The 6,638-nt window shown below is 44.4% G+C and carries 2 protein-coding genes; both read left to right on the forward strand.

The window, feature by feature from the left end; all coding sequences use genetic code 11:
- Window positions 1-212 precede the first annotated feature (212 nt).
- On the forward strand, window positions 213-1,874 hold the full coding sequence (locus QTN94_RS13580) for a methyl-accepting chemotaxis protein (protein ID WP_331427927.1): 1,662 nt from the start codon (window positions 213-215) through the stop codon (window positions 1,872-1,874).
- Window positions 1,875-2,238: 364 nt separating this feature from the next.
- On the forward strand, window positions 2,239-6,048 hold the full coding sequence (locus tag QTN94_RS13585; RefSeq protein WP_331427928.1) for an SIR2 family protein: 3,810 nt from the start codon (window positions 2,239-2,241) through the stop codon (window positions 6,046-6,048).
- Window positions 6,049-6,638 lie beyond the last annotated feature (590 nt).

The raw sequence follows: 6,638 nt of genomic DNA on the forward strand, positions 1-6,638 counted from the left end.
AAGCCATGTTATCGATAGATTGTACTAAGGTCTAATATCAAGAATCTGCAAACCCCTCAAGATTCACAGTCCTGAGCCGATAAATTGGCTAATCTTATAAGATAAACTTTTGGTCTATAAGCATGATTCCAATAATTAAGCTTATTGCCTATTCGGTCCTCTAGATCGCAGTATGGTCAATAAGCCACTATGTACTTAAACAGGATGTTTGTATGAGTCTTACAATTCGTAGCCGCTTATATATTTTGGCATTGGTTCCGCTGCTAGTTATCGCGTTAGGTATGCTTAGCTTTACCTACATGAAAACCACCGAACTGAACGAGCAACAAATCGAAGTTACTCGCGCTAACTTAATGAACTTGAAGAAAGCCGAACTAAGGAACTATCTTCAAATGGCCAAATCCTCCATCGAACCTTTTCTAGAGAAAGGTGCGAGCCTTGCGGAGGCATACCCAACCCTGAAAACACTAGAATACGGTGAATCAGGATACGTATTTGGTTACGACTCCAAAGGCGTACGACGTGTTCAGGGGAAGAGTGAAAAAGGGATCGGAGAAAACTTCTGGAATCTACAAGATCAACAAGGCAACTACCTGATCCAAGATCTCATCCGTAACGCAAAGACTGGCGAGTTCACCACTTACTACTTCCCTAAACCAGGCGAAACTAAGCCTCTGCCTAAACTGAGCTACTCAATCTTTATTCCAGAGTGGGATTTGATGCTGGGGACTGGTTTCTACACAGATGATATTGATGCCATCATTGCCGATATGGAAGCCGCAACCCTTAGTGCATTGCAAACTACCTTGTCAGCTATCGTCATTTTCTGTCTAGTCATCGCGGGGATCGTTGCTGTCTTCGCAGTTGCGATAAATCGTACCATTATGAAACCGCTAGAAATGTTTGATAACTCCATTAGCTCATTTGCAAGCGGTGACGCTGACCTGACCGCTCGTATGGAAGCGTTTAAAGCCCCAGAGTTTGCTAGGCTAAGCAGTAACTTTAACGCTTTCGTTGCCAGCCTTCAGACCATCATTGCAAACGTTAGCGATGTCGGCCAGCAAGTCGTCGCGGAAACCAACAATATGTCCCAGCGTGCTACTAAAGTCGATGAGTTGGCTTCAGGGCAACGTGAAGAGACAGAACAAGTTGCGACGGCAATGACCGAAATGACAACGACAGCTAGCGAGATCTCCAACAACGCGAGTCAGGCGGCATCATCAGCCAAAGAAGCGGATGACTACGCGAAAGAAGCGCAGCACATCGTTAATTCAGCGGCACAATCGGTTGAAGCTCTCGCTGAAGAGGTTTCACAAGCCAATGGCGTTGTTTCTCGTCTAGAAGGCGACGTACAGAATATCTCCTCTTCACTGGAAGTCATCCAAGACATCGCTGAGCAAACTAACCTACTTGCGCTGAACGCAGCCATTGAAGCCGCTCGTGCGGGTGAACAAGGCCGAGGCTTTGCGGTCGTAGCTGACGAAGTACGCAAACTGGCTAGCCGCACTCAAGATAGTACTGGAGAGATTCACCAGATGATCCAGCAACTAAAAGCTGCCTCTGACGATGCAGTGAAAGCGATGGAGTCTAGCCAAAGACGTGGTGCAAGTACCGTTGAAGAAGCGAATGCCGCCGCCAAAGCGCTCATTCAGATACAGGAATCAATCGGAACCATCATGGATATGAACTCACTTATCGCAACGGCAACGGAAGAGCAAAGCCTAGTGGGTCAGGAAATTTCTCAACGCGTGGTTGTCATTTCAGACCAGAGTTCGCAATCTGCCGAACTGGCAAATGAGAATCGCGCTGGTAGCCAAGAGCTCAACCACCGTGCCAACGAGCTATACGACTTGGTTGGCCGCTTTAAAGTGTGATGCTCAACTTTTTGTTTCCTTTAAAGCCCGCACCTCTGCTGCGGGCTTATTCTTATCCCTAAATACTAGAAATCACTTTCATTGTTTTCCTGTGCATTTATGGACTTTAGAGGAATAGCTAACTCACTATTGCCCCTTTCCATGCCAGTGATGCTCAATCTCATGAATCACTTACAGGTGGTTTGACCTACTTTTTCTTATCTGTGTATTGTCTACTGGTGTCTTACCTTAGCGAGTTTTTGAGCATAGTGACGAAGTCGGTTCCCAAGCACAGAGTTTCGAAATATGTGATTGATAGTTAAGTGAAGCGTTGCAACTGGTTGTATTATTGATCGCTAAGTCTTATCAACGCAAACGGACAGCTATGCGCTTTAATTTTGATAGTCCTGATATCCCTGACGTACTTCTAGAAAGAAGAGATAAGGGGAGAGTTGTTTTCCTGTGTGGTGCGGGTATTTCATTTTCGTCAGGACTTCCTGGCTTTGCTGACCTGACTAAACATGTGATTGACTTCTACCAGCCAGCAGAGGGCTCAGAGCTGCACAAAGCCTTCCAGCCATGGGTTGATAAGAATACAAAAGAAGATGCCCCCAAGGTTCCGCTAGACCAGATTTTTCACATGCTGTATCAGGAATATGGTCGTGAAGAGGTCAACGAGTTAGTCGCCAAGAGGCTGAATGAATTTAAGCCTTACGGTGATGCTGGGTATGAACACGGATTGATTCGACTACTGTCTACTAGCTCAGATGGGAAACCACAAATCGTCACTACCAACTTCGATTTATTACTTGAGTTAGGAGATGGAAAAGATCTTCCTCGTCATGAACCACCTGCATTTCCTGACATAAAACTTGGGGCATCACTTGAGGGAATTACTTACCTGCATGGACGATTAAACAATACAGGTGAGGGGCGTCACCCATACATATTGAGTAGTGCTGATTTTGGCAGGGCTTACCTATCTGAAGGCTGGGCTACCAACTTTATTTTAAGGCTGTTAGAGAGTTACACAGTGGTTCTGGTTGGCTATCAAGCTGAAGACCCGCAGGTCAAATATCTACTCCAAGGATTAAATCATGATGGTCAGTATGACCGAACAAAGATATACGCATTTGACAAGGGCGAGCCAGAAGACATTGAAGTTAAGTGGCGTGACAGAGGTGTCACTGCAATAGCCTACTCAGACCATCCTGTCTTATGGTCAACTCTTGAGGCTTGGGCTGAACGTGCTAAAGACCATAGAGCTTGGCGGAGCAAAGTGTTAGAGATGGCTCAAAAGAACCCGTCAGAGCTAGAACCTCATGAGCGTGGTATGGTTGCACATCTTGTAAGAAGTAACGCAGGTGCAAGGGCATTTGCAAATGCAGAGCCGCCGCCACATGCAGAATGGTTGTGTGTGTTTGATGCGGGGGTTAGGGCAGAAAATACTGCTACGGACTATTTTAACAATACTCAATTTGACCCATTAGATGCTTACGGTTTGGATTCAGACCCTAAGCGAATTGACATTAAGCAAGGATTAGAAGGTGACGATGATGACGATAGTCCAGTTATCATGTATGAAGACTTGCTGACTGGCTCATGGGGAGATGGCCACTCTAATGCTCTAGACTGCCGCTTGGGTAGTAAGCAGATTGGATTACCATCAAGGCTGGCTAGCTTGTCGCGTTGGATTCGAAGAATTCACGATAGTCCGGTGGTCGCATGGTGGGCGGTGAAGAAATTTGGTTTACATCCAACTCTAGAGACTGAGTTAAAAGGGCTCGTACAAAGAAAAGACATTCACCCTAATTGCCTTAAAGCTTGGGCTCTCATCTTTGACGGAGTAAAGCAACATGCTGTGCCTTATTATTACCGTCCGTATTATATGCTACTGGACTTACTTAAAACGCAAGGTTGGACTGAAGAAGTCCTTGTGTTTGTGAGTACTGAAATGGCTCCCTATCTTCGTTATTCGCCCGCCACGGGGATTAACGGCGTTATTCCTCCTAGGTCTGAGTGGGACAATATTGAGTTACATCACCTTGGGAACTGGGAGGTTAAAAGCCCATTCAGAGACTTAACAAAAATTGACCTCCCTAAAGAAAAAAATCTACTCAAACTCGCGAGAATTTTAGAGGGGCATTTGAGGTTATCGGACAGGCATCACGAAAGGATAGGCAGTGTAATGTTCTACCCGCCATCATGTTATCCAGACGTTCTTTCCGAAGAAGATTATCAGGAATTTAACTTGTTTCGACTTGTGTTCGATGACTTAGCTAAGTTTCTTCCAGATGACGCTCGCATAATGGCTAGTGGGTGGCGTTTTGATGACGGGCTTCAGTTTATTAAGCTAAAGCTTTATGCATTGAGATTTAAGTCACTGTTCACAGCAAGCGAGGTGACGGAGGCTATTTGCACGATAGATAGAACTTTGTTTTGGAGTGACAAAAGCAGACAGGAACTACTCTTCTTAATTAAGGGAAGATGGGGCGACCTATCGACTCTTGAGCAGGGGCGTGTAATAGGAAAACTGCTTGAGGGACCAGAGAAGTACGAGTATTGGTCAGAATCCGAATATCCAGAGTACAAGGCGGATTCTGTGGCTGAATATTTAAAATGGATAAATATCCAACGAGAGGCGATACCAGCTAGTCTTCTGGGCACTTACGACACCTTAGCTCCTGCACTTAACCAAGTTAGTGAAGAGCGCATTAAGAGGCTGGCTGAGCCAAGAAGGGTACAAGTCACCAGTATTACACATGATGAATCAACCGTCCCGATAAGCGCTCTTCCTGCTCATAAGATAATTGCAGCTATCGATGCAATTAAACCAAGAGAGTTTGGGAGCTTTGTTAACAAGACACCATTTGCTGGGTTAGTCAAACAGGAACCAAGGAGAGCATTGGCGGCACTCTTGTATCTAGCAAAAAAAGGAGAGTATCCGGTTACCCACTGGAAGAAGATCTTACAGGAATGGCCTGAGATTGATGACCTAAAAACCAATCAAGCGTTACTTTGTCGACTCGGTTTGTTACCTCAAGATGTATTGTTAGAAATTAGCCACACCTTAAGCTCTTGGTTCGATAATTTCTTTGTCGCGATGCTGAAAGTTGATGAAGAGGCACTATGGCTTGCATTTGATAAATTCATTGATGACATTTGGCAATCTGAAGAAGATGTAGCTAAGAGCTCTATAGTTGACACCACCGTAGGGGGTAGAAGCTTAAATCTATCTCGTAGAACGTATGGACACGCTATCAATAGCCCCGCAGGAAAGATAACTGAATGTCTATTTAATCAATTACGAACCATGGATTTAGAGAAGGGAGATGGAGTGCCTGACTTTATTAAAAGCAGGTTTGGCAAGCTAACCTCTCTAGGTGGTGAAGGTCAGGACTGTGCGGTTGTTATTTTCGCTAAATTTGCTGAATGGATGCTTTGGTTAGATCCAGACTGGACAGTTGAAAATGTAATTCCTTGGTTTGACTTGAAGCATGAAAACTCTGAGCCAGCATGGAATGGATTTATTTCAAATAGCAAGGTGCCGTACCTGCCACTACTTACACATATTCAAGAGCACCTGAAGCACTTATTCCCTGTCCTTTATAAGTGGTCATGGGGCGAGGGAGAAAGGAAGGTGGCAGCCCAAATAATAGTAGAGCTGGGAATGCCGCATGAAGACACTCCAGCCTCTTTGGTCGCTCAGGATTTCAAGAATAGCATTCGAAACATGAAGAACACCCAGAGAAGTGACGCTATTCACTACCTAGGTGTTGCCGGAAGAAGAAATGGAGGAAAATGGAAAGAGCGCGTTATTCCATTTATCAACAACGTCTGGCCTAGAGAAAAGAAACTGCGCACAAAGGCTGAAATTCAAGCATGGATTAGTCTTTTAACTCACTCAAAGGAAGCGCTGCCTGAACTCCTTAAGTGCGCTAAGTGGTGCCTAGCCCCAGTGCAGCTTGAACCATATTGGACGCAACAGTTAACTTACGAGTATGAAGAAGGAAAGCCCATCGCGTCAGTGTACCCAGATGAGATTCTAGAGCTGTGTTATCTGGTAACGCCAGATAGCAACACTGGTTTACCAGTCAATCTAGAGGATGTACTTGACCTAATAGAGCAAGCCAAGCCTGAGCTAGTTAAAGACCGACGCTTCCAGCACTTATTAGATTTAATAGAGAGTGCCTAGGGGGGCTTTTCTATGAGCATTGATTATATTTTGAGTGAATTTGACCTGCATGATGGCAATCAATACCAGCTGAGTAGTACTATATGAATGCAACCTGAGTTTTCGATACTAAAGATAATCCGTAATTTACTAATTTAGCAAAAAATATAAAACGTTTTTGTCCAGCTTCGAGCTAGCTGGTGAGGCTAGCTCATGTGATCACCAAGCGATTCTGTCGTACCTTAATTACCAAGTGACTTTGTCACTACGTTAACTACCGAGGGAAAATGACGAGGCTGAAATGCCGTACTCTTTAAAGTATTAAAATAATCTTTAACTAGGTCATTAATGATAATTACTTGATAGATTGATTAATTATTAACTGGGTGTGCATCATTAAGAAAAGGAAGGAATATCACATTATTTCCCGGTCATTAACTTCATGTCACCTGCTTAGCCGCTTAAAATAAACGGCTAAATAATGAGGATTGATAATGAATTATAAATGGCTAGGTCTTCTCGGGGCGATTCCTTTATTGGCGGCATGCAATAGCGATATCGACATTTCCAGCGACGTGCTTTCTCAACAGCAGCTCAACACCATTATTAGT

This window comes from Vibrio sp. M250220 (assembly GCF_036533795.1).
Classification (GTDB): Bacteria; Pseudomonadota; Gammaproteobacteria; order Enterobacterales; family Vibrionaceae; genus Vibrio.

Coding starts and splice junctions, on each gene's coding strand:
- QTN94_RS13580 (WP_331427927.1), top strand. CDS start 213: ATGAGTCTTACAATTCGTAGCCGCTTATATATTTTGGCATTGGTTCCG.
- QTN94_RS13585 (WP_331427928.1), top strand. CDS start 2,239: ATGCGCTTTAATTTTGATAGTCCTGATATCCCTGACGTACTTCTAGAA.